This window comes from Pseudomonas sp. FDAARGOS_380, assembly GCF_002591235.1.
Classification (GTDB): Bacteria; Pseudomonadota; Gammaproteobacteria; order Pseudomonadales; family Pseudomonadaceae; genus Aquipseudomonas; species Aquipseudomonas salmasensis.
In genome coordinates this window covers 2,366,294-2,391,220 of the sequence record NZ_CP023969.1, presented here as the reverse complement: position 1 = coordinate 2,391,220, position 24,927 = coordinate 2,366,294, and the positions used below count along the sequence as shown (strand labels likewise).

At 61.1% G+C, this 24,927-nt stretch carries 19 protein-coding genes; 14 read left to right on the top strand and 5 right to left on the bottom strand.

What is annotated here, in order from left to right:
* Position 1 precedes the first annotated feature (1 nt).
* The 3 genes from CRN80_RS11235 (at position 2) to choV (ending at position 3,039) form a co-directional block, all read left to right on the top strand.
* On the top strand, positions 2 to 949 hold the full coding sequence (locus CRN80_RS11235) for a choline ABC transporter substrate-binding protein (protein ID WP_034128893.1): 948 nt from the start codon (positions 2 to 4) through the stop codon (positions 947 to 949).
* A gap of 69 nt (positions 950 to 1,018) precedes the next feature.
* Positions 1,019 to 1,864 (top strand): choline ABC transporter permease subunit, encoded by an 846-nt coding sequence (gene choW, locus CRN80_RS11230; RefSeq protein WP_098950161.1) that lies wholly within the window; start codon positions 1,019 to 1,021, stop codon positions 1,862 to 1,864.
* Positions 1,861 to 3,039, top strand: a complete 1,179-nt coding sequence (gene choV / locus CRN80_RS11225) for a choline ABC transporter ATP-binding protein (RefSeq protein ID WP_032894931.1) — start codon at positions 1,861 to 1,863, stop codon at positions 3,037 to 3,039. The genes choW and choV overlap by 4 nt, the downstream gene beginning before the upstream one ends.
* Before the next feature lie 166 nt (positions 3,040 to 3,205).
* Here the strand turns inward: choV and CRN80_RS11220 are convergent, their stop codons facing one another.
* The gene (locus tag CRN80_RS11220) at positions 3,206 to 5,140 is read right to left on the bottom strand and encodes a BCCT family transporter (protein ID WP_256588880.1); all 1,935 of its coding nucleotides are present in this window, start codon (positions 5,138 to 5,140) and stop codon (positions 3,206 to 3,208) included.
* A gap of 390 nt (positions 5,141 to 5,530) precedes the next feature.
* Here CRN80_RS11220 and betI point away from each other — a divergent pair, with 390 nt between their 5' ends.
* The 10 genes from betI to yccS all read left to right on the top strand — a co-directional run bounded on the left by betI (position 5,531) and on the right by yccS (position 20,223).
* Positions 5,531 to 6,124: a transcriptional regulator BetI gene (gene betI, locus CRN80_RS11215; protein ID WP_044271839.1), complete on the top strand. Its 594-nt coding sequence runs from the start codon at positions 5,531 to 5,533 to the stop codon at positions 6,122 to 6,124.
* A 110-nt stretch (positions 6,125 to 6,234) separates the two neighbouring features.
* On the top strand, positions 6,235 to 7,707 hold the full coding sequence (betB, locus tag CRN80_RS11210) for a betaine-aldehyde dehydrogenase (protein ID WP_098950159.1): 1,473 nt from the start codon (positions 6,235 to 6,237) through the stop codon (positions 7,705 to 7,707).
* Positions 7,708 to 7,878: 171 nt separating this feature from the next.
* Positions 7,879 to 9,573, top strand: a complete 1,695-nt coding sequence (gene betA, locus CRN80_RS11205; RefSeq protein ID WP_069557084.1) for a choline dehydrogenase — start codon at positions 7,879 to 7,881, stop codon at positions 9,571 to 9,573.
* A 216-nt stretch (positions 9,574 to 9,789) separates the two neighbouring features.
* The gene (locus CRN80_RS11200) at positions 9,790 to 11,232 is read left to right on the top strand and encodes a TldD/PmbA family protein (RefSeq protein WP_098950158.1); all 1,443 of its coding nucleotides are present in this window, start codon (positions 9,790 to 9,792) and stop codon (positions 11,230 to 11,232) included.
* A complete protein-coding gene (locus CRN80_RS11195) occupies positions 11,232 to 12,548 on the top strand; it encodes a TldD/PmbA family protein (RefSeq protein WP_098950157.1) in 1,317 nt (438 codons plus the stop codon). Before CRN80_RS11200 ends, CRN80_RS11195 begins: the two co-directional genes overlap by 1 nt.
* A 197-nt stretch (positions 12,549 to 12,745) precedes the next feature.
* On the top strand, positions 12,746 to 13,636 hold the full coding sequence (locus CRN80_RS11190) for an alpha/beta fold hydrolase (protein ID WP_098950156.1): 891 nt from the start codon (positions 12,746 to 12,748) through the stop codon (positions 13,634 to 13,636).
* 36 nt (positions 13,637 to 13,672) lie between these two features.
* Complete coding sequence (gene mdtD / locus CRN80_RS11185) at positions 13,673 to 15,100, top strand: multidrug transporter subunit MdtD (protein ID WP_032894917.1); 1,428 nt, start codon at positions 13,673 to 13,675, stop codon at positions 15,098 to 15,100.
* A 130-nt stretch (positions 15,101 to 15,230) separates the two neighbouring features.
* Positions 15,231 to 16,568, top strand: coding sequence for an ATP-dependent RNA helicase DbpA (dbpA, locus tag CRN80_RS11180; RefSeq protein ID WP_232964675.1), 1,338 nt, complete (start codon positions 15,231 to 15,233; stop codon positions 16,566 to 16,568).
* Positions 16,569 to 16,717: 149 nt separating this feature from the next.
* Positions 16,718 to 17,896 carry an NAD(P)/FAD-dependent oxidoreductase gene (locus tag CRN80_RS11175; RefSeq protein WP_032897743.1) on the top strand — a complete coding sequence of 393 codons (1,179 nt, stop codon included), beginning with the start codon at positions 16,718 to 16,720 and terminating at the stop codon, positions 17,894 to 17,896.
* Positions 17,897 to 18,039: 143 nt separating this feature from the next.
* Entirely contained in the window at positions 18,040 to 20,223 is a 2,184-nt protein-coding gene (yccS, locus tag CRN80_RS11170; protein WP_044271848.1) for a YccS family putative transporter, read from the top strand.
* Between the two features lie 87 nt (positions 20,224 to 20,310).
* Here the strand turns inward: yccS and CRN80_RS11165 are convergent, their stop codons facing one another.
* Positions 20,311 to 21,048, bottom strand: coding sequence for an ABC transporter substrate-binding protein (locus CRN80_RS11165; protein WP_098950155.1), 738 nt, complete (start codon positions 21,046 to 21,048; stop codon positions 20,311 to 20,313).
* Between the two features lie 197 nt (positions 21,049 to 21,245).
* Between CRN80_RS11165 and CRN80_RS11160 the strand changes: the two genes are divergently transcribed.
* Positions 21,246 to 21,698 carry a GNAT family N-acetyltransferase gene (locus CRN80_RS11160; RefSeq protein WP_098950154.1) on the top strand — a complete coding sequence of 151 codons (453 nt, stop codon included), beginning with the start codon at positions 21,246 to 21,248 and terminating at the stop codon, positions 21,696 to 21,698.
* 97 nt (positions 21,699 to 21,795) lie between these two features.
* On the opposite strand, the gene CRN80_RS11155 is transcribed toward CRN80_RS11160, so the two are convergent.
* From CRN80_RS11155 to CRN80_RS11145, 3 genes are read right to left on the bottom strand one after another with little or no spacing between them, the layout of a single operon-like run.
* Entirely contained in the window at positions 21,796 to 22,092 is a 297-nt protein-coding gene (locus CRN80_RS11155; RefSeq protein WP_057710268.1) for a helix-turn-helix domain-containing protein, read from the bottom strand.
* Between the two features lie 17 nt (positions 22,093 to 22,109).
* Positions 22,110 to 22,610 (bottom strand): M48 family metallopeptidase, encoded by a 501-nt coding sequence (locus tag CRN80_RS11150; protein WP_003194942.1) that lies wholly within the window; start codon positions 22,608 to 22,610, stop codon positions 22,110 to 22,112.
* Between the two features lie 42 nt (positions 22,611 to 22,652).
* Positions 22,653 to 24,758 (bottom strand): bifunctional diguanylate cyclase/phosphodiesterase, encoded by a 2,106-nt coding sequence (locus tag CRN80_RS11145; protein WP_098950153.1) that lies wholly within the window; start codon positions 24,756 to 24,758, stop codon positions 22,653 to 22,655.
* Positions 24,759 to 24,927 lie beyond the last annotated feature (169 nt).

The window sequence follows — 24,927 nt, the reverse complement described above, 5'->3', positions numbered from 1 at the left end:
CATGAAAGGTTCACCCTCGTTGTTGTTGGCCGCCATGCTGAGTCTGCCAGTCGTGGCACACGCCGCAGAACCGGAACAGTGCAAGACCGTCAACTTCTCCGATGTCGGCTGGACCGACATCACCGTCACCACCGCGACCACCAGCGAGATCCTCAAGGGCCTGGGCTACAAGCCGCGCACCACGATGATTTCGGTACCGGTGACTTACAAGTCCCTGGCCGACGGCAAGAACATGGACATTTTCCTCGGCAACTGGATGCCGACCATGGAAAACGACATCAAGCAGTACCGTGATGCCGGCACCGTGGAAACCGTGCGCGCCAACCTGGAAAACGCCAAGTACACCCTGGCGGTCCCTGAGGCGCTGTACGAGAAGGGCCTGAAAGACTTCGCCGACATCGCCAAATTCAAGGATGAGCTGGGCGGCAAGATCTACGGCATCGAGCCGGGCAACGATGGCAACCGCACCATCCAGACGCTGATCGACAAAGATGCCTTCGGCCTCAAAACCGCCGGCTTCAAGGTGGTCGAATCCAGCGAAGCCGGCATGCTCTCTCAGGTTGAACGCGCCTCCAAGCGCAACCAGGCCATCGTGTTCCTCGGCTGGGAACCGCACCCGATGAACACCCGCTTCAAGATGAAGTACCTGACCGGTGGTGACGACTCGTTCGGCCCCAACTACGGCCAGGCCACCATCTACACCAACACCCGCAAAGGCTACACCCAGGAGTGCAGCAACGTGGGTCAGTTGCTGAAGAACCTGGTGTTCACCCTCGACATGGAAAGCACCCTGATGGGGAACGTCCTGGACGACAAGATGAAGGCCGATGCTGCCGCCAAGGCCTGGCTGCAAAAGAACCCGCAAGTGCTCGACACCTGGCTCGCCGGTGTCACCACCGTTGATGGCAAACCAGGGCTCGATGCCGTTAAAGCTTACCTCGCCAAATAGCACCCGCTGACCCCAGGCCGGTGCGCTGGCCTGGGATGTTTTCCCCTTCGCATGTGGACATTCACTACCATGCTGACTGAACAGAAAATCCCACTAGGCCAGTACATCGCTGCCTTCGTCGACTGGTTGACCCGACACGGGGCCAACTACTTCGACGCAATCGCATCGACACTGGAAACGATGATCCACGGCGTGACGTTTGCGCTGACCTGGTTCAATCCACTGGCATTGATCGGTCTGATTGCGCTGCTGGCTCACTTTATTCAACGTAAATGGGGACTGACTGTTTTTGTCATCGCCTCCTTCCTGCTGATCCTCAACCTGGGGTACTGGCAGGAAACCATGGAAACCCTCGCGCAGGTGCTGTTCGCCACCCTGGTCTGCGTGGTCATCGGTGTGCCGCTGGGCATTGTTGCCGCGCATAAACCGATGTTCTACACCATGATGCGGCCGGTACTCGATCTGATGCAGACCGTGCCGACCTTCGTCTACCTCATCCCTACCCTGACCCTCTTTGGGCTGGGTGTGGTGCCTGGGCTGATTTCCACGGTGGTGTTCGCGATTGCCGCACCGATCCGCCTGACCTACCTGGGTATCCGCGATGTCCCGCAAGAGCTGATGGACGCCGGCAAGGCCTTTGGCTGCTCGCGCCGCCAGCTGCTCTCACGCATTGAACTGCCCCACGCCATGCCGAGCATCGCCGCCGGCATTACCCAGTGCATCATGCTGTCGCTGTCTATGGTGGTGATCGCGGCCCTGGTGGGCGCCGATGGCCTCGGCAAGCCGGTGGTCAACGCACTCAACACCGCAGACATTGCCTTGGGCTTTGAAGCGGGCCTGGCCATTGTGTTGCTCGCCATCATGCTCGACCGTATCTGCAAACAACCCGACGCTAAAGTAGGGGGTGATGCATGAGCATTATCCGATTCGACAATGTCGACGTGATCTTTTCCAAAGACCCACGCGAAGCGCTCAAGCTGCTGGACCAGGGCATGAGCCGTAATGAAATCCTGAAGAAGACCGGGCAGATTGTCGGCGTTGAAAAGGCCAGCCTGGACATTGAGAAAGGCGAGATCTGTGTGCTGATGGGCCTCTCGGGCTCAGGCAAGTCCAGCTTGCTGCGCTGCATCAACGGCCTCAATACCGTCAGCCGTGGCCAGCTGTTTGTAGAGCATGAAGGTCGCCAGATCGACATCGCCTCCTGCACCCCCGCCGAACTGAAAATGATGCGCACCAAACGCATCGCCATGGTGTTCCAGAAGTTCGCCCTGATGCCCTGGCTGACGGTGCGCGAGAACATCAGCTTCGGCCTGGAGATGCAGGGCCGCCCAGAGAAAGAACGGCGCACGCTGGTAGATGAGAAACTCGAACTGGTGGGCCTGAGCCAATGGCGCAACAAGAAGCCCGACGAGTTGTCCGGCGGTATGCAGCAGCGCGTCGGCCTGGCTCGCGCGCTGGCGATGGACGCCGATATCCTGCTGATGGACGAACCCTTCTCGGCCCTCGACCCGCTGATCCGCCAAGGCTTACAAGATGAACTGCTGGAACTGCAACGCAAGTTGAGCAAGACCATCGTGTTCGTCAGCCACGACCTGGACGAAGCACTCAAGCTCGGTAGCCGTATCGCGATCATGAAAGACGGCAAGATCATCCAGTACAGCGTGCCGGAAGAGATTGTGCTGAACCCGGCGGATGACTATGTGCGCACCTTCGTCGCCCATACCAACCCGCTGAACGTGCTGTGCGGGCGCAGCCTGATGCGCACCCTGGATAACTGCACGCGTGTGAATGGTTCAGTGTGCCTTGATCCGGGTGGCGACTCCTGGCTGGACCTGGCCGAAGGCAACACCATCCAGGGCGCACGCCAGAATGGCGTGACGATGAATCTGCAGAACTGGGCGCCAGGGCAAGCCGTGGAAGGCTTGGGCCGCGTACCGACGCTGGTGGACTCGAACATCGGCATGCGCGATGCGTTGCAGATTCGCTACCAGACAGGCAACAAGCTGGTGCTGCACGACAACAACAAGGTGGTGGGGATTTTGGGAGACAGCGAGCTCTACCATGCCCTGCTGGGCAAGAACCTGGGTTAAGCCGCACCGCAAAGCAAATGTGGGAGCGGGCTTGCTCGCGAATGCGGTGGATCAGTAATAGATGTACTGACTGACACACCGCATTCGCGAGCAAGCCCGCTCCCACATTTTGATCTGCTTTCACATTAGCTAAGCGGCGCCAGTGAGGGCGCCGCCAGTTCAACTATCAGCTATAGACCCGGCCAAGGAGCTGCCGATGGCTTTCAAACTGATCGAGCACATCCCGGGTGATCTGCTCCTGGGTGAAGCCCATCAGGTCATACTCCTGCGGCCCGTTGTGCAGGTACACCTCGGCACGGTAGTAACGGGTGCGCTCTTCTTCAGGCAGGTCAGCCGGCGCTGCCGAGTAGCCATCCAGGCTCACTTCGTAGACAAACGGGTTGCCCTCGTCCATCTCGATCCGCACGCCGATGCAGCGTTTGGATTTGCCCAGCAAGGTCTGCACTTCCAACCCCTGATCACGCAACGCAATCGCGGCTTCTTCCAACGCAGGCGTTACGTGCTTGTCCATAAAGCGCTGCACGGTGGCCTGGCTCGGTTGCAGGTCCAGGGCAGTCAAACGCTCGCTGAAACCACGACGCCCGCGTTCAGCCAATTGCGCCTGCTCCTGTTCGGTGGCCACGTCCTGGCGCATGGCCTTGTGCAAACCGAACATAAAGAACACCAGCACCACCGAGAACGGCAGCCCCGCCAGCACCACCATGGTTTGCATGGCTTCGAAGTTACCGGCAAACAGCAGGCCGATGGTCACCAGGGTGATCACCGCCGACCAGAAGATACGCAACCAGTGCGGCGCGTCTTCATCCACGTTGCCGCCTTTGCAGGAAAGGTTGGCCATCATCACCGCGCCGGAATCCGCAGGCGTCAGGAACAGCACGAAGCCCACGAAGATCGACACGCCGATCACCACTTTCGACGCCGGGTAATGCTCAAGCAGTTGGTAGATGGCCATGGACGGTTGCTCCAGCGCCGTCTTGCCCAACTCCACCGCCCCATGGTTCAACACCAAATCCAGGGCCGAGTTGCCGAAGATCGACAGCCACGCCAGGGTAAAGCCCAACGGGATCAGCAATACGCCAGCCACCAGTTCACGCACGGTACGCCCACGGGAAATACGCGCGATGAACATGCCTACAAATGGCGCCCAGGAAATCCACCAGGCCCAGTAAAACAGGGTCCACAGGCCCATCCAGCGTTCGGTCTTGGCACCGTCGCCTTCGTACACATACAGGTCGAAGGTTTTGAGCACGATCCCGTTGAGGTAATCACCGGTGTTCTGCACCAGGCCATTGAGCAGGTGCAAGGTGGGGCCGAACAGCAGCACGAAGATCAGCAAACTGCTGAACAGCACGATGTTGAGGTTGGAGAGGCGACGAATGCCGTTTTCCACACCCGACACGGCAGCGATGGTCGCCACGGTGCTCATCACGATGATCACGATCAGCAAATTGGTATTGCTGTGCTCCATGCCGAACAGGTTTTCCAGCCCCGACGACACTTGCATCGAGCCGATCCCCAGGTTGGTCACCAGACCCAGCAGGGTCACGAACATACCGAAACCGTCTACCGCATGGCCGGCCGCGCCCTTCACCCAACGCTCGCCCACCAGCGGGTACAGCGCCGAACGCAAGGCCAGCGGCTGGTTGTGGCGATAAGCAAAGTACGCCACGGCCAGGCCCACCAGCGCATAGATCGCCCAGCCGTGCAGGCCCCAGTGCAGGAAGGTCAGTTGCAGCGCCTGGCGTGCCGCGCCATTGCTGGCCGCAGCGCCTTCGGGCGGGTTGAAGTAGTGGTCCAACGGCTCGGACGCACCGAAATACAACAGCGAGATGCCGATACCCGACGAGAACAACATGCCGGCCCAGGCGCCGTAGCTGAAGTCTGGGGTATCGTCCTTCGCACCCAGCTTAAGTTTCCCATAGGACGAAAACGCCAGGCCGACCACAAACACCAGGTAGGCGGCGATGACCACCATGTAGTACCAGCCAAAGCTTTTCGACAGCCAGGCCTGTGCTACGCCGAGCAAGCGCCCGGCCTCCTGCGGGGCGACGATCAGAATGGCGGTCAACAATAAAATCAGCGCGGTGGAGGTGTAGAACACCCAACCGTTGACCCGAACCTTTTCCGGTGGGGTCTTTATAAGAGAGGCAGAACTCATGGCGCAGATGCTCCAGGCAGTGCGAGAGAGAAACACAAGGCAACGGTTATCCCGGGACATCGATTTTTCGGCAGTCGACGGACGGGTGTTATAAAGACACCCCGAAAATTCTTGAGCCCGCCAAGGCGGTGATCAGGCTCTGAAGTGGCCTGTTTCAAGGGTTTTTGCAGGTGTCGAAGGTTGCAGCTCGCAGGTAGGAAATATCTGTAGGCAGCGACCATTTGTCGCAGATCTTATTCTTTGTTGATTGAACGTTCAATCAAAACAAAATAGACTGGCCCTCAAGCCGACGGACGTGGATCGCCCATCGGCAGGCCTAAGGAGAGGTGCTACATGCCCAAGGTCGGTATGCAACCCATACGCCGCCAGCAGTTGATCGAAGCCACGTTGACGGCCATCGATCGGGTCGGGATGGGAGATGCCAGCATTGCGCTGATCGCCCGTCTGGCCGGCGTCTCGAACGGCATCATCAGCCACTACTTTCAGGACAAGAACGGCCTGATCGCAGCGACGATGCGCTACCTGATGAATGCGCTGATCGAGAACGTGCAAGAACGCAGGCGTGCCTTGAAGGATGACAGCCCACGGGCGCACCTTCAGGTGATCATCGAAGGTAACTTCGACGCCAGCCAGGTCAACGGCCCGGCAATGAAAACCTGGCTGGCCTTCTGGGCCACCAGCATGCACCACCCGTCATTGCACAGGTTGCAGCGGATCAACGATCAACGTCTGTATTCCAACCTGTGCTGCCAGTTCCGCCGAGTGCTGCCACTGCCGCACGCACGCAAAGCAGCCCGAGGCCTGGCGGCTCTGATCGACGGTTTGTGGTTGCGCGGCGCCCTGTCGGGAGACGCTTTCGACACGGCGCAGGCGCAACGGATCGCTTACGAATACATGGATTTCCAATTGGCCAAGCAGGTGAGTTAGAGCACACATAACCGCTCAACCCCTGAACGTCCGCCGCTCAGTGTTGCCACAACCCCATGGCCCACTGTTCGGCGGGTAACGCCAACCACTTATGCACTTGCGAGGACTTTATGGCCCGTTTCGACCTGCAAAAACTCTACATTGACGGCGGCTACAGCGACGCTGGCAGCGATGCCACCTTCGAAGCCATCAACCCGGCTAACGGTGAAGTTCTCGCCCAAGTGCAACGCGCCACCTTCGATGACGTTGAACGTGCCGTGGTCAGCGCTGAAAAAGGCCAGGAAATCTGGGCCGCCATGACCGCCATGGAGCGTTCGCGCATCCTGCGTCGTGCCGTGGACATCCTGCGCGAGCGCAACGATGAGCTGGCCGCCCTGGAAACTCTGGACACCGGTAAAGCCTTTTCCGAAACCAAGTACGTCGACATCGTCACCGGTGCTGACGTGCTGGAATACTACGCCGGCCTGGTGCCAGCCATCGAAGGCGAGCAGATCCCACTGCGCGACACTTCGTTTGTCTACACCCGCCGCGAGCCGCTGGGCGTGGTTGCCGGTATCGGCGCGTGGAACTACCCGATCCAGATCGCCCTGTGGAAATCCGCACCAGCCCTGGCTGCCGGTAACGCGATGATTTTCAAGCCAAGCGAAGTCACCTCGCTGACCACTCTGAAACTGGCCGAGATCTACACCGAGGCTGGCGTTCCAGCGGGCGTGTTCAACGTACTGACCGGCAGCGGCCGTGAAGTCGGCACCTGGCTGACCGAGCATCCGCGCATCGAAAAAGTCTCCTTCACCGGCGGCACCGACACCGGCAAGAAAGTCATGGCCAGCGCGTCGAGCTCCTCGCTCAAAGACGTGACCATGGAGCTGGGCGGCAAGTCCCCGCTGATCATTTTCGACGACGCCGACCTCGACCGCGCCGCCGACACCGCGATGATGGCCAACTTCTACAGCTCCGGCCAGGTCTGCACCAACGGCACCCGCGTGTTCGTGCCCAAGCACCTGCAAGCCGCGTTCGAAGCCAAGATCGTTGAGCGTGTTGCGCGTATTCGCATCGGCAACCCGGAAGACGAAAACACCAACTTCGGCCCGCTGGTCAGCTTCGCCCACATGGAAAGCGTGCTGGGCTACATCGCCAAAGGCAAAGAGCAAGGCGCACGCCTGCTGTGCGGCGGCGACCGCCTGACCGACGGCGACTTCGCCAAAGGCGCCTTCGTGGCCCCGACCGTGTTCACCGACTGCACCGACGACATGGTGATCGTGCGTGAAGAAATCTTTGGCCCGGTGATGAGCATCCTCACCTACGAAACCGAAGAAGAAGTGATCCGCCGCGCCAACGACACCGACTTCGGCCTTGCTGCCGGCCTGGTCACCAAGGACCTGAACCGCGCCCACCGCGTGATTCACCAGTTGGAAGCCGGTATCTGCTGGATCAACGCCTGGGGCGAGTCCGACGCGAAAATGCCGGTCGGTGGCTACAAGCAGTCGGGTGTGGGCCGTGAAAACGGCATCAGCTCGCTGAACAACTTCACCCGCATCAAATCGGTACAGGTTGAATTGGGCGATTACGCCTCGGTGTTCTAACACCAGCGAGTCTTGTATTGCCCGTGAGGCCATCGCGGCGGTGCGACGACTCGACAAGCCCGGCTCCCACATTTGTTCTGTGTGAACCCGATCAAATGTGGGAGCTGGCTTGCCTGCGATCGAGTGCGAAGCACTCGCCAGACCTGACCATACTTCAAAGAGGGTACATTCATGTCCCAAGAATACGATTACATCATTGTGGGTGCCGGCTCCGCCGGTAACACCCTGGCGACCCGTCTGACCGAAGACGAAGGCGTCACCGTCCTGTTGCTGGAAGCCGGTGGCCCGGACTACCGCCTCGACTTCCGTACCCAGATGCCAGCCGCCCTGGCCTTCCCGCTGCAAGGCCGCCGCTACAACTGGGCCTACGAAACCGATCCAGAGCCACACATGGACGGCCGCCGGATGGAATGCGGTCGCGGCAAGGGCCTGGGTGGCTCTTCCCTGATCAACGGCATGTGCTACATCCGTGGCAACGCCATGGACTATGACAATTGGTCGAAGCTGCCGGGCCTGGAAGACTGGACCTACCTGGACTGCCTGCCGTATTTCCGCAAAGCCGAAACCCGCGACATCGGCCCTAACGATTGGCACGGTGGCGACGGCCCGGTCAGCGTGACCACGCCGAAAGCGGGCAACAACCCGCTGTTCCACGCCATGGTTGAAGCGGGCGTACAGGCCGGTTACCCACGTACCGAAGACTTGAACGGCTACCAGCAAGAAGGCTTCGGCCCGATGGACCGTACCGTCACGCCGAACGGCCGTCGCGCCAGCACCGCTCGCGGTTACCTGGACACGGCTAAAAAGCGTTCGACCCTGACCATCGTCACCCATGCCCTCACCGACAAAGTACTGTTCGAAGGCAAGCGTGCCGTGGGCGTGCGTTACCTGATTGGCGCCGCCGAAGAACGCGTTGAAGCCCGTGCGCGCAAAGAAGTACTGGTGTGCAGCGGCGCAATCGCTTCGCCGCAACTGCTGCAACGCTCCGGCGTCGGCCCGGCCAAACTGCTGGAAAGCCTCGACATCCCGGTGGTCCACGACCTGCCGGGTGTGGGTGAAAACCTGCAGGACCACCTTGAACTGTACCTGCAATATGCGTGCACCCAGCCGGTGTCGCTGTACCCTTCGCTGCTCTGGTACAACCAGCCGGCGATTGGTGCCGAATGGCTGTTCAACGGCACCGGCATCGGCGCCAGCAACCAGTTCGAAGCGGGCGGGTTTATCCGTACCCGTGAAGAATTCGAGTGGCCGAACATCCAGTACCACTTCCTGCCGGTAGCCATTAACTACAACGGCAGCAACGGTGTGAAAGAGCACGGTTTCCAGGCGCACATGGGCTCCATGCGTTCGCCAAGCCGTGGCCGTATCCAGCTGAAGTCGAAGAACCCACGGGACTACCCGAGCATCCTCTTCAACTACATGGCCACCGAGCAGGACTGGCAGGAGTTCCGCGATGGCATCCGCCTGACCCGTGAAATCATGCAGCAGCCTGCACTGGACCCATACCGTGGCCGCGAAATCAGCCCGGGCATCGACGTGCAAACCGATGAGCAGTTGGACAAGTTCATCCGCGAGCACGCCGAAACCGCGTTCCACCCGTCCTGCTCGTGCAAGATGGGCACCGACGAGATGGCTGTAGTCGATGGTGAAGGCCGCGTGCATGGCATGCAGGGCCTGCGTGTGGTTGATGCCTCGATCATGCCGATCATCACCACCGGCAACCTGAACGCGCCGACGATCATGATCGCCGAGAAAATCGCCGACAAGATCCGTGGCCGCCAGCCATTGCCGCGCAGCACTGCCGATTACTACGTGGCAGGCGATGCGCCAGTGCGTGGCAAGCCGCTGCGTGAGATTGCGCAGTAACTGAAACACCGCGGTTGATCGTTCCCATGCTCCGCGTGGGAACGCATCCTGTGACGCTCCGCGTCACGCCCTTCAAGAGCGGACGCAGAGCGTCCGGGGTGGCATTCCCACGCAGAGCGTGGGAACGATCACACAACAAAACCTCCCTTGATCAGCTCCCCGCCCGGGCCTACTCTGTTGGCCTGCCCGCGCCGAGCCGCCCACAAGGAAGGCCCCATGTTCGAACACCACGCCACGCTCAAGAAACACTTCGGTGCCCTGCGCACCACCGCCGAATTTTTCTCCCTGCGCTACGTACGCGAATCCGGCCAGTACCTGTCGGTGCGCAAGAACGTCGCCGAACCGCCTCACCTGGGCCACGACGAAGGCGCCATGCTCACCGTGCGCCTCAACGGCGTGGAAGCCTACGCCGCGACCAACGATATTTCCCTTGCCGGCCTGCAAGCCGCCCTTGAGCGTGCTGAACAGCAAGCCCGGTTGATCAAGCCCCACGCCCTGCTCGACCTGCACCAGCAACCGGTGTCCAGCGACGTCGCCGACTACCTGTCGCCCGACCTCGACCAGCCCTTCCCGTCCCTGAGCGACTGCTACCAATTGCTCGGCGATGAGTCCGCCGCCGTGCCCAAGGATGAGCGCCTGGTGAGTTGGGAAGTCAGCTTGGGCACCACGCGGGTCGAACAGATCTACCTCAACAGCGCCGGCGCGCAATTGCGTCAGGCCCAGCGTTTCGTGTTCCCCGGCCTGAGCGTCACCGCCTTCGACGGCAACGACAGCCAGACCCGCACCCTGGGCGGTACCAACTTCGGCCAGCAAGGCAGTGCCGGCGTGATCCAGCGCTTCGGCCTGGTGGGCGCCGCCCGTAAAGTGGCCGACGAAGCGCTGCAATTGCTGCTCGCACCGAATACGCCCCACGGCCCGCGTGACCTGCTGCTGATGCCCGACCAGATGATCCTGCAGATCCACGAGTCCATCGGCCACCCGCTGGAGCTGGACCGCATCCTCGGTGACGAGCGCAATTACGCCGGCACCAGTTTTGTGAAGGCCAGCGACTTCGGCCACCTGCAATATGGCTCACCGTTGCTCAACGTGACCTTCGACCCGGACATCCCCGAACAGCTTGCCAGCTACGGCCATGACGACGACGGCACGCCTGCCAGCAAGCAATTTCTGATTCGCGAGGGCCTGCTGCTCAAGCCGTTGGGCGGGGCCTTGTCGCAATTTCGCGCCAACCTGCCAGGCGTTGCCAACAGCCGCGCCTGCGGCTGGAACCGTGCGCCCATCGACCGCATGGCCAACCTGAATATCGAGCCCGGCGATAAAAGCCTCGCGCAACTGGTGGGCGGTATTGAAAGCGGCATCCTGATGTCGACCAACCGTTCGTGGTCCATCGACGATGCGCGCAACAAGTTCCAGTTCGGCTGCGAGTGGGGCCAGTTGATCGAAAACGGCGAGCTCAAGGGCGTGGTAAAGAACCCCAACTACCGGGCGATTTCCGCGCAGTTCTGGCGCAAGCTCAGCGCGGTGGGCGATGCCAGCACCTTCAAGGTCTTGGGCACGCCGAACTGCGGCAAGGGCGAACCCAACCAGGTGATCCGCGTCGGCCATGCGTCGCCGGCCTGTGTATTCAGCAATGTCGATGTATTTGGGGGAGATGCCTGATGAACCACTTCAAGGCACTGGTGGACTGGCTCCAGCAAGCCATCACCGACAAGGAACACTTTCAACTCGGCTACGCGGATGAAGCGTCCGAGTTCGTGCGCTTCAACCACGCACAGGTGCGCCAGGCCGGCCAGGTACAGCAGGCCAGCCTGAACCTCAAATTGATCAACGATGGGCGCCACGCCGACCTGGGTATCACCCTGTCGGGCGAAGCGGAGCTGGATCGCCAACGCCTGGCGAATGGCCTGCAACAACTGCGCGAAACCTTACCGCTGTTACCGCCTGACCCGTACCTGCTGTTGAACCCCGACGCCTGGCACAACCATAACGAACAGCTGCGCCCGCTGCCGGAGCTGGCCCAAGTGCTGAACGATATCAGCCAGGCCGCCGACGGCGTGGACCTGGTCGGTTTCTACGCCGCAGGCCCCATCAGCCGTGGTTTCGCCAGCTCAACGGGCGCGTTCGGCTGGCACCGGGCTAACAGCTTCAATTTCGATTTCAGCCTGTTCCACGCCAATGGCGAAGCGGTCAAAGCCAGCTACGCCGGGCATACCTGGAACAGCGCTGACTTCGCCGCACGTTTCCAACAGGCCCGGGAGCAACTGGCGTTTCTCGGGCGCCCGCTGCACAACCTGGCGCCCGGCCAATATCGCGCCTACCTTGCGCCGGCAGCGCTGGAAGAAATCATCAGCATCATCACCTGGGGTGGTTTTTCGGCCCAGGCCATTGCCAGCAAAGGCAGTTCGTTGCAACGCCTGTACGCGGGTGATCAGTCACTGAGCCCGCTGGTGACGGTGGATGAGCAGATCAGCGGCTCCCTGAGCCAGGCGTTTTCCACTGAAGGCTACCCGCGCAAGGATGTCACCCTGATCAACGCAGGCCAGGCGGAGGGGCAGTTGATCAACTCGCGCAGCGCCGCCGAATACGGCTTGAAAACCAACGGCGCCAGCAGCGACGAGTCGCCCAGCGCCTTGCAAATGGCGGCCGGCAACCTGGCCCAGGCCGATATTCTCAAGCAGTTGGGCACTGGGCTGTATATCAGCAACCTGTGGTACCTGAACTACTCCGACCTGCCGGCAGCGCGTCTGACCGGCATGACGCGCTTTGCGACCTTCTGGGTGGAAAACGGCGAGATCCAGGCGCCGGTCAGCACCATGCGCTTTGATGACAGTGTCTATCAGTTGCTCGGTTCGCAATTGGAAGCGCTGACTGCTGATCGGGAGCTGCTGTTGTCGGCCAGTACCTACAGCCAGCGCAATACCGCTTCCAACCTGTTGCCAGGCGCTTTGGTAAAACGCCTGACGCTGACCTTATAAACCGTAGGAGCGAGCTTGCTCGCGAAGAACGTACAGACACTGCGGGCTGGCTGTCAGCGCTGCGTTATCGTTGGCGTTTTTCGCGAGCAAGCTCGCTCCTACAGAGCAATAACCTGCACTGCAAAGAAACGTCTATCCCGCCACCCCTGCCCACGAGAGCATAACCTTGCCTGGGAAAGGCAAGCTGGAGTCTTGAGATGAACCATGGAAGTTTTGTCATAGAGAAGCTGTACAAGCACTACAACGTTCACGTAGAGCAACTGAGTAACGACCCGCACAGAAAAACCGTACTGATGGTCAACGGCGCGCTGTCCACCACGCGCTCCTTTGCCCGCACCAGTAAATGCCTGGCCGAGCACTTCAATGTGCTGCTGTTCGACTTGCCCTTCTCTGGCTTGTCACGCGAGCACAACACCGAACTCGACCTGGTTACCAAGGACGACGAAGTGCAAATCCTGCGTGCCTTGGTGGCGCGCTTTGCGGTCAACCATCTGGTCTCGGCATCATGGGGCGGCATCTCCACGCTGTTGACCCTGGCGCACAACCCGCCCTCCATCGAAAGCTCGGTGGTGATGGCCCTGGCGCCCAACCTCAACCAGGCGATGCTCGAGTATGTCGAGCGCGTGCGTGTGCTGATCGAGGCTGATGACAAGTCGGCGGTCGGCCATCTGCTCAACGAAACGGTGGGCAAATACCTGTCGCCGCGCCTCAAGCGCAATAACCATCGGCACCTGTCGACCATGGCCACCACCGAGTACCGCCAGGCGCGCTTTCATATTCATCAGGTGCTGGGCTTGGGCGATGGCAACTACTTGCCGGCGCTCAGGCAGATTGAAACACCGGTGCACTTTCTCAACGGCGCGCTGGACGAATACACCCCGGCCGACGAGGCCCAGCTGTTCAAACACTATGTAGGCCGCAGCAGCTTTGCCGTGGCCGAACACACCGGCCATCTGCTGGACCTGGAGTCCCGCGAAGCCGCGCTGGCAGTGCACCGGGCCTTGCTGGACTTCTTGGTGGGCGAGCATGCGAGCTTGTCAGCTATAGACGAACCGCCAGTGGGAAAAGGGGCGACGGATGGCGCATAATCGCCAACACATAGCCTGCTAATAAAAAGGGATCCCATGCCGAATCGTGCCCCTCTCGATGCCAAGACCGCCCGCTGGCTCCCCTGGGTGGTAGCGATTGCCTTCTTCATGCAGTCGCTGGACGGGACGATTCTCAACACCGCGCTGCCGGCGATGGCGCAGGACCTCGCGGAAAACCCGCTGCGCATGCAAGGCGTGGTGATTGCCTACATGCTCACCGTGGCCTTGCTGATTCCCGCCTCGGGCTGGATCGCCGACCGCTTTGGCACCAAGAAGATTTTCTTTGGCGCGATCATGCTGTTCAGCATCGGGTCGTTGCTGTGTGCGCTGTCCAGTAGCCTGAGCATGCTGGTGGGCGCACGGGTGGTCCAGGGTCTGGGCGGCGCGCTGATGCTGCCGGTCGGGCGGCTGGTGGTGCTGCGGGCTTATCCGCGCTCCGAGCTGGTGCGGATCATGGGCTTTATCACCATTCCCGGCCTGCTCGGCCCCTTGCTTGGCCCGACAATGGGCGGCTGGATGGTGCAATACCTGACCTGGCACTGGATCTTCCTGATCAACCTGCCGGTGGGCATGATCGGCTGCTATGCCGTTTGGAAATTCATCCCCGACCTGCGCGGCAGCGAGCGCACGCGCTTCGACGGCCTGGGCTTTCTGCTGTTCGGCGCGGCGATGGTGCTGATCACCATCGCCATGGAGGGCCTGGGCGAACTGCACCTGCCGCACCTGCGGGTGATGTTGCTGTTGTTCGGCGGGCTTGCCTGCCTGGCGGCGTACTGGCTGCGCGCCGGGCATATCGATAACCCACTGTTCTCGCCGGTGTTGTTCAAGACGCGCACCTTTGCCGTGGGGATCCTCGGCAACCTGTTTGCGCGCCTGGGCAGCGGCGCACTGCCGTTCCTGGTGCCGCTGCTGTTACAAGTGGCGCTGGGCTATTCGCCGTCAGAAGCGGGCATGAGCATGCTGCCGCTGGCGGCGGCGGCAATGTTCGCCAAATCCATCGCCCGCCCGCTTATCGAGCGCCTCGGCTACCGCATCGTCCTGACCGGCAACACCCTGGCCCTGGGCCTGATGCTGGCGAGCATGGGCCTGGTCAGCGAACAAACGCCCTACCCGTTACTGTTAGGCATGCTGGCAGTACTGGGGGCCATCAACTCCCTGCAATTTACCGCGATGAACACCGTCACCCTGATCGACCTCGACGACGCCCAGGCCAGCAGCGGCAACAGCTTGCTGTCGGTGGTGGCGCAGTTGTCCCTGAGCTTGGGCGTGGCCTGTGCCGGTGCATTGCTCGGCGGCTTTACCGCTGAAGCCGGCAATGACGGGGTGAATACGGTGCTGGGCGCCTTCCAGCTGACCTTCCTCACCGTGGGCATCATGGCGATGCTGGCGGCGGCGATCTTCCTGCAACTGTCGCCCAAGGACGGCAAACGCGTCGTCAGCCGCGAGCACGATATCGAGCACTAACGGGCGTCTCGTCGAGAACTTGCGGGGAAAATCCCACGAGACTGGTACACTGCGCGACATTTTGTTTTGCAGAGCCAGTCCCGTGACTACCATCGCCACCGCTTTTAATACTTTGCCCCTGTCCGCCGCCATGCTGGCTAACCTCGACTCGCTGGGTTATGTCGAGATGACGCAGATCCAGGCGCAAAGCTTGCCGGTGATCCTCAAAGGGCTGGACCTGATTGCCCAGGCCAAGACCGGCAGCGGCAAAACCGCTGCATTCGGCATCGGCCTGTTGAACCCGATCAACCCGCGCTACTTCGGTTGCCAGGCGCTGGTGATGTGCCCGACTCGCGAGCTGGCCGACCAGGTCGCCAAGGAAATCCGCCGCCTGGCCCGTGCCGAAGACAACATCAAGGTACTGACCCTGTGCGGCGGCGTGTCCCTCGGCCCGCAGATCGCCTCCCTGGAGCACGGCGCCCACGTTATCGTCGGCACGCCAGGTCGTATCCAGCAGCACCTGCGTAAAGGCTCGCTGGTGCTGGACGGCTTGAACACCCTGATCCTCGACGAAGCCGACCGCATGCTCGACATGGGCTTCTACGACGCCATCGAAGACATCATCAGCAAGACCCCGCCGCGCCGCCAAACCCTGCTGTTCTCGGCCACGTACCCAGTGAGCATCAAGCAGCTCGCTTCCAAGTTCATGCGTGCGCCGCAACAGGTCAAGGCCGAAGCGTTCCACTCCGACGACCAGATCGAACAGCGCTTCTACGAGATCTCCCCGGAAGAGCGCATGGACGCTGTGACCAAGGTGCTGGCGCACTTTCGCCCGGCCTCCTGCGTGGCGTTCTGCTTTACCAAGCAGCAAGTGCAGGAAACCGTCGACCACCTGACCGCCAAGGGCATTTCCGCCGTTGGCCTGCATGGTGACCTGGAACAGCGCGACCGTGACCAGGTACTGGCGATGTTTGCCAACCGCAGCACCTCGGTGCTGGTGGCCACCGACGTTGCCGCCCGTGGCCTGGACATCGACGCCCTGGACATGGTGATCAACGTCGAACTGGCCCGCGACTCGGAAATTCACATCCACCGTGTAGGCCGTACCGGCCGTGCCGGTGAGACCGGCATCGCCATCAGCCTGGTGGCGCCGTCCGAAGCCCACCGCGCCCAGGCCATCGAGCAACTGCAAAAGTCGCCGCTGAACTGGGACCAACTGGACAACCTCAAGCCACAAAGCGGTGGCCCACTCTTGCCGCAGATGAGCACCCTGTGCATCGCCGCCGGGCGTAAAGACAAGGTTCGCCCAGGCGACATCCTCGGTGCATTGACCGGTGAAGCCGGCATTCCGGGTGCCCAGGTCGGCAAGATCGCGATCTTTGATTTCCAGGCCTTCGTGGCCGTGGAGCGCGGCATCGCCAAGCAGGCGCTGCAGCGTTTGAATGACGGCAAGATCAAAGGCCGTTCGCTGCGCGTGCGTATTTTGTAATAACACCGAGTTCCCATTGCAGGAACCGAATCAATGTGGGAGCTGGCTTGCCTGCGATAGCGACGGTGAATCCACTACCGTTATCGCAGGCAAGCCAGCTCCCCAGTGTTGATTGCATTTCAGATCAATATTTTTGTGAGGACATGGCTGTGCGCTCGACCGAAGTTGTGATCATTGGCGCCGGCGCCGCAGGCTTGATGTGCGCGTTGACCGCCGCCGGGCGTGGGCGCAAAGTGATGTTGATCGACCACGCCAACAAGGCCGGCAAGAAAATCCTGATGTCCGGTGGCGGCCGCTGCAACTTCACCAACATGTACACCGAGCCGGCCAACTTCCTCTCGCATAACGCGCACTTCTGCAAGTCCGCCCTGGCCCGCTACACCCAGTGGGATTTCATCGGGCTGGTGGCCAAGCACGGCGTGCCGTACCACGAGAAGAAACTCGGCCAGCTGTTCTGCGACAACAAGTCCAGCGACATCCTCGGCATGCTGCTTGATGAGTGCATCCAGACAGGCGTGAGCCTGCACCTGGACACCTCCATCGAGGCCATCGCCAAGCTCGAAAGCGGCTATCAACTGCAAACGACCCTGGGCGAACTGCGCTGTGAATCGCTGGTGATCGCCACGGGCGGTTTGTCGATCCCGACACTGGGCGCCACCGGTTTCGGTTACCAAGTGGCCAAGCAATTCGGCCACGAACTGCTGCCGACCCGCGCCGGGCTGGTGCCGTTCACCATCACCGACCAGCTCAAGGAGCTGTGCGGCGAGTTGTCCGGCACCTCGGTCGACTGCCTGGTGAGCTGCAACGGCCAGAGCTTTCGCGAGAACATCCTGTTCACCCACCGCGGCCTGAGCGGGCCGGCAATTTTGCAGATTTCCTCGTATTGGCACTCCGGCGACACGGTGGAAATCAACCTGCTGCCCGACCACGACGCCCATGCCTGGCTGCAACAGCAACAGGCCGAACACCCCAACAGCGAGTTGAAAACCCTGCTGGGCGAGATCTTCACCAAGAAGATGGCCAACCTGCTGGCCCAAAGCTGGTTCGAATCCAAGCCGATGAAGCAGTACACCCACGCTGAAATTGCCGATATCGCGCAAAAACTGGGGAGCTGGCAACTGGTACCGGCCGGCACCGAGGGTTATCGCACCGCCGAGGTGACATTAGGCGGGGTGGATACGCGGGAAGTATCGTCCAAGACCATGGAATCGCTGAAAAGCCCCGGCCTGTACTTTATCGGCGAAGTGCTGGATGTGACCGGCCACCTGGGCGGGTTCAATTTCCAGTGGGCCTGGGCCTCGGGCTACGCGGCCGCGCAATACGCCTGACTTGCACTTTGAAATGCAATCCCCTGTGGGAGCTGGTTTTGCAGTGATACTGAACATTTTGCTGTCCGATGTGATCGCCGCGCTTGCCGTGGCGTCATTACTGGCTCAATTTAGCGACAATGTCCCGGAAGACTCCAGACTTCATGTCATCGACCTCGTTCAAGCAGTCCATGCGGCGCCTGTGGGCGCTGGATAAATTCAGCTACAGCGTACGGGTGTTCATCGCCCTCACCGGCAGCATGGCGTTGTGTTGGTACCAGGATGAAATGACGCTGCTGATCCCGCTGTTCCTGGGGATTATCGCCAGCGCCCTGGCCGAGACCGATGACAGCTGGCAAGGCCGCCTCAACGCGCTGGCGGTGACACTGGTGTGTTTCAGCATCGCCGCGCTGTCGGTGGAGCTGCTGTTCCCTTACCCCTGGATATTTGCCATCGCCCTGGCCTTGGCCAGTTTCGGCCTGACCATGCTCGGCGCGCTGGGCGAACGCTATGGCGCGATTGCTTCGGCCACCTTGATTCTGTCGGTCTACACCATGATCGGCGTGGACCAGCGCGGCGGCGCCGTCACGGACTTTTGGCATGAGCCGCTGCTGCTGGTCGCCGGTGCCGCCTGGTACGGCGCGTTGTCGGTGCTGTGGCAGGCGCTGTTTTCCAACCAGCCGGTGCAGCAGAGCCTGGCGCGGTTGTTCCGCGAGCTGGGGCGTTACCTCAAGCTCAAGTCCTCCCTGTTCGAACCGATCCGGCAGTTGGATGTAGAAGCGCGGCGCCTGGAATTGGCCCAGCAAAATGGCCGGGTAGTGGCTGCGCTGAATGCCGCGAAGGAAATCATCCTGCACCGCGTCGGCAATGGCCGGCCGGGCTCGAAGGTCAGCCGTTACCTGAAACTCTACTTCCTGGCCCAGGACATCCACGAGCGCGCCAGTTCCTCCCACTACCCCTACAACGCCCTCACCGAAGCCTTCTTCCACAGCGATGTGCTGTTTCGTTGCCAGCGCTTGCTGCGCCAGCAAGGCAAGGCCTGCCAGACCCTGGCCGAGTCGATCCAACTGCGCCAACCGTTCATCTATGACGACAGTTTTGCCCAAGCCCTGGGCGACCTCAACGCATCCCTGGAGCACCTGCGCATCCAGAGCAACCCGGCCTGGCGTGGCCTGCTGCGCTCCTTGCGCGCCTTGGCGGCCAACCTGTCCACGCTCGACCGCCTGCTGGGCGACGCCAGCAACCCCGATGCCCTGGCCGACGCCACCGACAGCAACCTGCTGGACCGCGCACCGCGCAACCTCAAGGAAATGTGGACGCGCCTGCGCACCCAACTCACGCCCACTTCGTTGCTGTTTCGCCACGCCCTGCGCCTGTCCCTGGCGTTGACCGTCGGCTACGCCACCCTGCATGCCATCCATGCGTCTCAGGGTTACTGGATCATCCTCACTACCCTGTTCGTGTGCCAGCCGAGTTACGGCGCCACCCGGCGCAAACTCGGCCAGCGGATCATCGGCACCGCCATCGGCCTCACCGTGGCCTGGGCGCTGTTCGATCTGTTCCCCAACCCAGTGGTGCAGTCGATGTTCGCTATCGCCGCAGGCCTGGTGTTCTTTATCAACCGCACCACCCGCTACACCCTGGCGACGGCGGCAATCACCTTGATGGTGCTGTTCTGCTTCAACCAGGTGGGCGATGGCTACGGGCTGTTCCTGCCACGCCTGTTCGATACCTTGCTCGGCAGCCTGATCGCGGGCCTGGCGGTGTTCCTGTTCCTGCCAGACTGGCAAGGCCGGCGCTTGAACAAAGTGCTGGCCAACACCCTGACCTGCAACAGCATCTACCTGCGCCAGATCATGCAGCAATACGCCGCCGGCAAGAGCGACGACCTGGCTTACCGCCTGGCCCGCCGCAACGCCCACAACGCCGACGCCGCGCTGTCCACCACCCTGGCCAATATGCTGATGGAGCCGGGGCACTTTCGTAAGGAAGCCGATGTGGGTTTTCGCTTCCTGGTGCTGTCTCACACCTTGCTCAGCTATTTGTCAGGGTTGGGGGCGCATCGCGATACTTCGCTACCGAGCGATGTGCGTGAGCACTTGATCGAAGGCGCGGGCAACAGCCTCGCGGCGAGCATCGATGAGATCGCCACCGGCCTGGCCAACAAACAGTCGATTGCGATCCAGAGTGATGCCGAGGAAGCGCTGGCCGCCGAGCTTGAGCAAATGCCTGATGAAATCGACGAAGGGCAGCGGTTGGTACAGACGCAGTTGGCGTTGATTTGCCGGCAGTTGGGGCCGTTGCGTACGTTGGCGGCGCATTTGATCAAGGATACCGGTGCGGCTTAGACCGCTATCGCAGGCAAGCCAGCTCCCACATTGGAACGCATTCAACTGTGGGAGCCGGGCTTGCCCGCGATGAGGCCCGCAAGCACCCTACATCCCATGCGCCTTCATCAACCGCGCATAACTGCCATCAGCCTTCATCCTGGCAATCTCCCGATCAAAGCTGGCGACAATCTGCGCATGCTCGGGGTTCTTCAAACTGACCAGAATATGCAGGCTGTTCTCGCTCAAAGGCTTGCCCACAAACGCCACGGTATTGCGCACCCGCGGCGACTCCCGAGCCAGGTAATAACGCGCCACGTATTCATCTTCCAGCGTCAACCGCACCCGCCGCGCCGCGAGCATGCGCACTGCCATGGCGAAGTTGTGCACGGGTACTTTCTGTAGCTGGGTGTCTTGATCGAACGCCGCCGAATAGGCATAACCGCGTACCACGGCGATAGTCTCGTCGCGCAGTTGGGCCAGGCTTTGATAAGCGATGTCATCGTCGCTGCGCTTGAGAAAGCGCACACGGTTAAGCAGGTACTCAGCAGAAAACTGGCCAAACTGCGTGCGGGCCTCGTCGTACCAGGCGTTGATCAGCACATCGTAGCGCCCATCGCCCACGCCCTTGAGCGCACGGGCCCAGGGCACCTGCTCAAAATCACTGGCGTACCCCGCACGGGCCAGGGCGGTGCTGACGATATCGGTGGCCAAGCCGCCATTGATCAAGGTTGCATCGGTGAACGGTGGCCAGCCATCCGCCACCAGGCGCAGACGCTGTGCCAGCACCGGCTGGGCCAGCAACAGCACTGCGATCAAAGCAACGGCACGAGTCAATCGCGGCATGCTCAAAGTCCTTGGCGGGCAGGCGGTGGCCTGATAACAGTAGCTCATCAATAAGCTTGCATTGCAGATTACACAAAGCAGCCAACGGCGCACGCACTGAATGATGGCAAATTGACGCCATTCACACATTTGCCAATTTTAGACAGCGGCGCCCGTCACGCTTACTATCCAGGCACGTCTTTATAAGAGCACACATCATGACGGTTGATTGGGTTTGTAAACATCACAACGACTTGGGCAAGGACCAGCTATATGCCGTCCTGCGTTTGCGCAGCGAGGTATTTGTCGTCGAGCAGAAATGCGCGTATCAGGACATCGACGGGCAAGACCTGGCGGGTGATACCCATCACCTGATGGCCTGGCAGGATAATGAGCTAGTGGCTTACCTGCGCCTGCTGGACCCGGAGTCCCAGGGCGGCGACGTGGTGATTGGCCGGGTGATCGTTGCGCCATCGGCACGCGGCACCGGGTTGGGGCACACGATGATGGAAGAGGCCCTCAAGCAGATTGAAGAAATCTGGCCCGAGACACCGATCTTTCTGTCAGCTCAGGCGCATCTGCAGGGGTATTACGGGCGGTATGGGTTTGTAGTGGCGGGTGAGGAATACCTGGAGGACGATATTCCACATATCGGTATGCGGCGCCTCTGAGGGCGCCATCGCAGGCAAGCCAGCTCCCACATTGGAACGCATTCAACTGTGGGAGCCGGGCTTGCCCGCGATAGCGTCAGCCCTGCCACCGCTGAACTCAGGGATAGCCCAACACCTGCTTGATCGACGCCAGATTAGCCTCGATCCACCCCCGATCAATCGCCCCCCAATCCCGAATCCGATAGCGCCCCGCATGGTTGCGCGCACCGTCCTCCTGCTCGAACTCACAGACAATATCCAGGTCGGCCAACGCCGCAATCGTGTCCTGGGCGGTACGCCGAGGCATGCCGGTGGCCTCGGTCAGCGCCGGGACGCTGCTGGCCAGTTGGCTGTCGATCAAGTACGCCACGTACAGGCGGCGGTAGAAGCTGCTTTTGGTCTTGCTCACATCCATGGTCAGTCGCCTTGGGGTTAGGGCTTGCCCTGCAGATCACGCCAGGTGAGGTACACACGCAGGTCGAATTCCACCTGATGGTAGCCCGGCATCATGTATTGGCAGAGTTTATAGAACGCCTTGTTGTGGTCCGACTCCTTGAAGTGAGCCAGTTCATGTACCACGATCATGCGCAGAAACTCCGGGGCCGCTTCCTTGAACAGCGAAGCGATGCGGATCTCTTTCTTGGACTTGAGATTACCGCCCTGCACTCGGGAAATCGTGGTGTGCAAACCCAAGGCACGATGGGTCAGGTCCAGGCGGTTGTCGAACAGCACTTTGTCGATAGACGGCGCGTTACGCAGGTGCTCCTGCTTCAAGGCCAGGGCGTACGCATACAGGGCCTTGTCGCTCTGCACCGCATGGCGTTCGGGGTAACGCTGTTCCAGATAGGCACCCAACTGGTCCTTGGCGATCAGTTGGCGCACTTGCTCCTGGAGCGCGGCGGGGTAGGCCTGGAGGTATTTCAACGCGGTCATGGGCTCGGCAACGCAATTGGGACGGGCGCCAGTGTAGCGAATTCAAAGCGCGCGAGGGTACGACCAGCCGGCAACGTCTTCGGCCATCAACGGCAGCGCCGCCCACGGCCCCTGGATATACGCGCAGCCATTGGCCTTGAGCCACTGTGTTTGCTCAAGGCTCTCCACGCCTTCGGCGATCACCAGCACGCCAAAATGCTCGCACAGTTGGATGATGCTGCGCGCCATCGCCGCATCCCGCGCCGAGCCAGGCAGGCGCGCCACCAGTTGAGGGTCAAGCTTGAGGGTATCGAACTTGAGGTCGCGCAAATGGGCCAGGGAGCACTGGCCGCAGCCAAAGTCGTCCAGGGCAATCCGCACCCCGATCCGGCGCAGTAACTGAAGTTGCTTGGTAGACTCGGCAAGATTACTCATCAAGCAGTCTTCGCCGATTTCCACCTCCAGTTGCCGTGCCTGTAACCCATGCCGCTCCAGCATCTGCTGCAGTTGGTTGGCCAGGTTGGGCATGTTGAACTGGCTGCTGCTCAGGCTCACGCTCAACACCAGTTCGGGGTCGAAGATGGCTTGCCAGGCCTGGCGCTGAGCGGCGACTTGCTGGTAGATCCAGGCACTCAACTGGTTGATCAACCGCGCCTCTTCCAGCAGCGGCAAGAACAGGCCCGGCGGCACATCGCCGACGCTGGGATGCTGCCAGCGCAACAGCGCCTCGACGCCGCGCAAACGCCCGTCTTCCAGGGAGACTTGGGGCTGGTACACCAAGGTGAAATCCTTGTTGGCAATGGCGGTACGCACACTGTCTTCCAGCATCAGCCGCGAGCGGGCGCGGCCGTTCATTTCCTGGTCGTAGTACCGATACTGCTGACGGCCGGCGCGCTTGGCTTCGTACATGGCAATATCCGCGGCCCGCAGCAGGCCGCCCAAGTCCGAGCCGCAATCCGGGAAGGTCGCGATGCCGATACTGACCCCAAGCATCACCTCCAACCCATCGACCTGCTGGCACACAGACACCCGTTCGATGAGCTTTTCCGCGATCTTCGCGGCCTGCTCGGGAAACTCCAGCTCCAGCAACGCGGTGAATTCATCCCCGCCCATGCGCCCCAGAATGTCGTAGGAACGCAGGCACGCCTGCATTTGCTCCGAGACCCAACGCAACACGCGATCCCCGGCGTCATGGCCCAGCGTATCGTTGACCCGCTTGAAGCCATCCAGGTCCAGGTACAGCAATACCAGCGCCTGCTCGCTACGTTCGCTGCGCAGCAAGGTGTTCTCCATCGCCTGATGGAAACCACGCCGGTTCAACAGCCCGGTCAACGGGTCGGTCACGGCCTGGAATTCCAGTTGCTGGTGCAAGTGCCTTACTTCAGACATGTCCAGCACCGTCACCACCATCGCCTTCTGCTCGGCAGGCAAGGGCGCACAGGACAACGCCACCGGCACCTGCTGACCCCGACCGGTGCGCAAAATGGCATCGTGCTGGCGCCACGTCTCGCCCCGGCGATACGCCTCGTACATGGGGAAACCCAACCAGGCTGGCACATGGGGCTTTTGCAGAAAACTGAGGAAACTCTCGCCCTGCAACTCAGCCATCGTCGCATTCAACAGCCGCGAAATGGCCGGGTTGGCGTACTCGATCACGCTGGTTTCGCTCACCACCAAAATACCCTCGGCGGCGTTATCCAGCACCGAGGCATTAAAGGCGCGGGCCAACTCCAGGTCATGGCTCAGGCGCTGCAAGGCACGGCGATTGCGCTGGTGCTCCAGCAACGCCTGCACCTTGGGCTTGAGGATATGCGGGTCGAAGGGCTTGAACAGGTAGTCGATCGCCCCGCTGGCATAGCCTTCAAGCACCGCGTCGGGCGAATGGGCGGTGGCGGTCAGAAAGATAATCGGCGTCATGCGCGTGCGCTGGCTGCCCCGCATCAGGCGTGCCACCTCAAAGCCGTCCATGCCCGGCATGCGCACGTCCAGCAACACCAGGTCGACGTCGTGGGCCAGCAGTAACTCCAGGGCCTCCAGGCCAGACGCGGCGGTGATCACACGCCAATCGTCACGCTGCAACAGCGCACGCATGCTGACGAGGTTTTCCGGGTAGTCATCGACCACCAGAAGAACCGAAATTGCATCGTCGTGTTGTGGAGCGCCATCCATGCTACGTCTCTTCCTTAGGGAGCTACACCGGTCACTTTTGCTACCAAGGCCGGATAAACACTGAGGGCTCACTCTAGCCGCGCGGCCAAAAAAGCAGAAGTGACGTAGGGGCCATCATTGTGCCAAAGGCCAGGAAGCCGACTAACGGTAAGGCCCTGTAGCCCGCGGT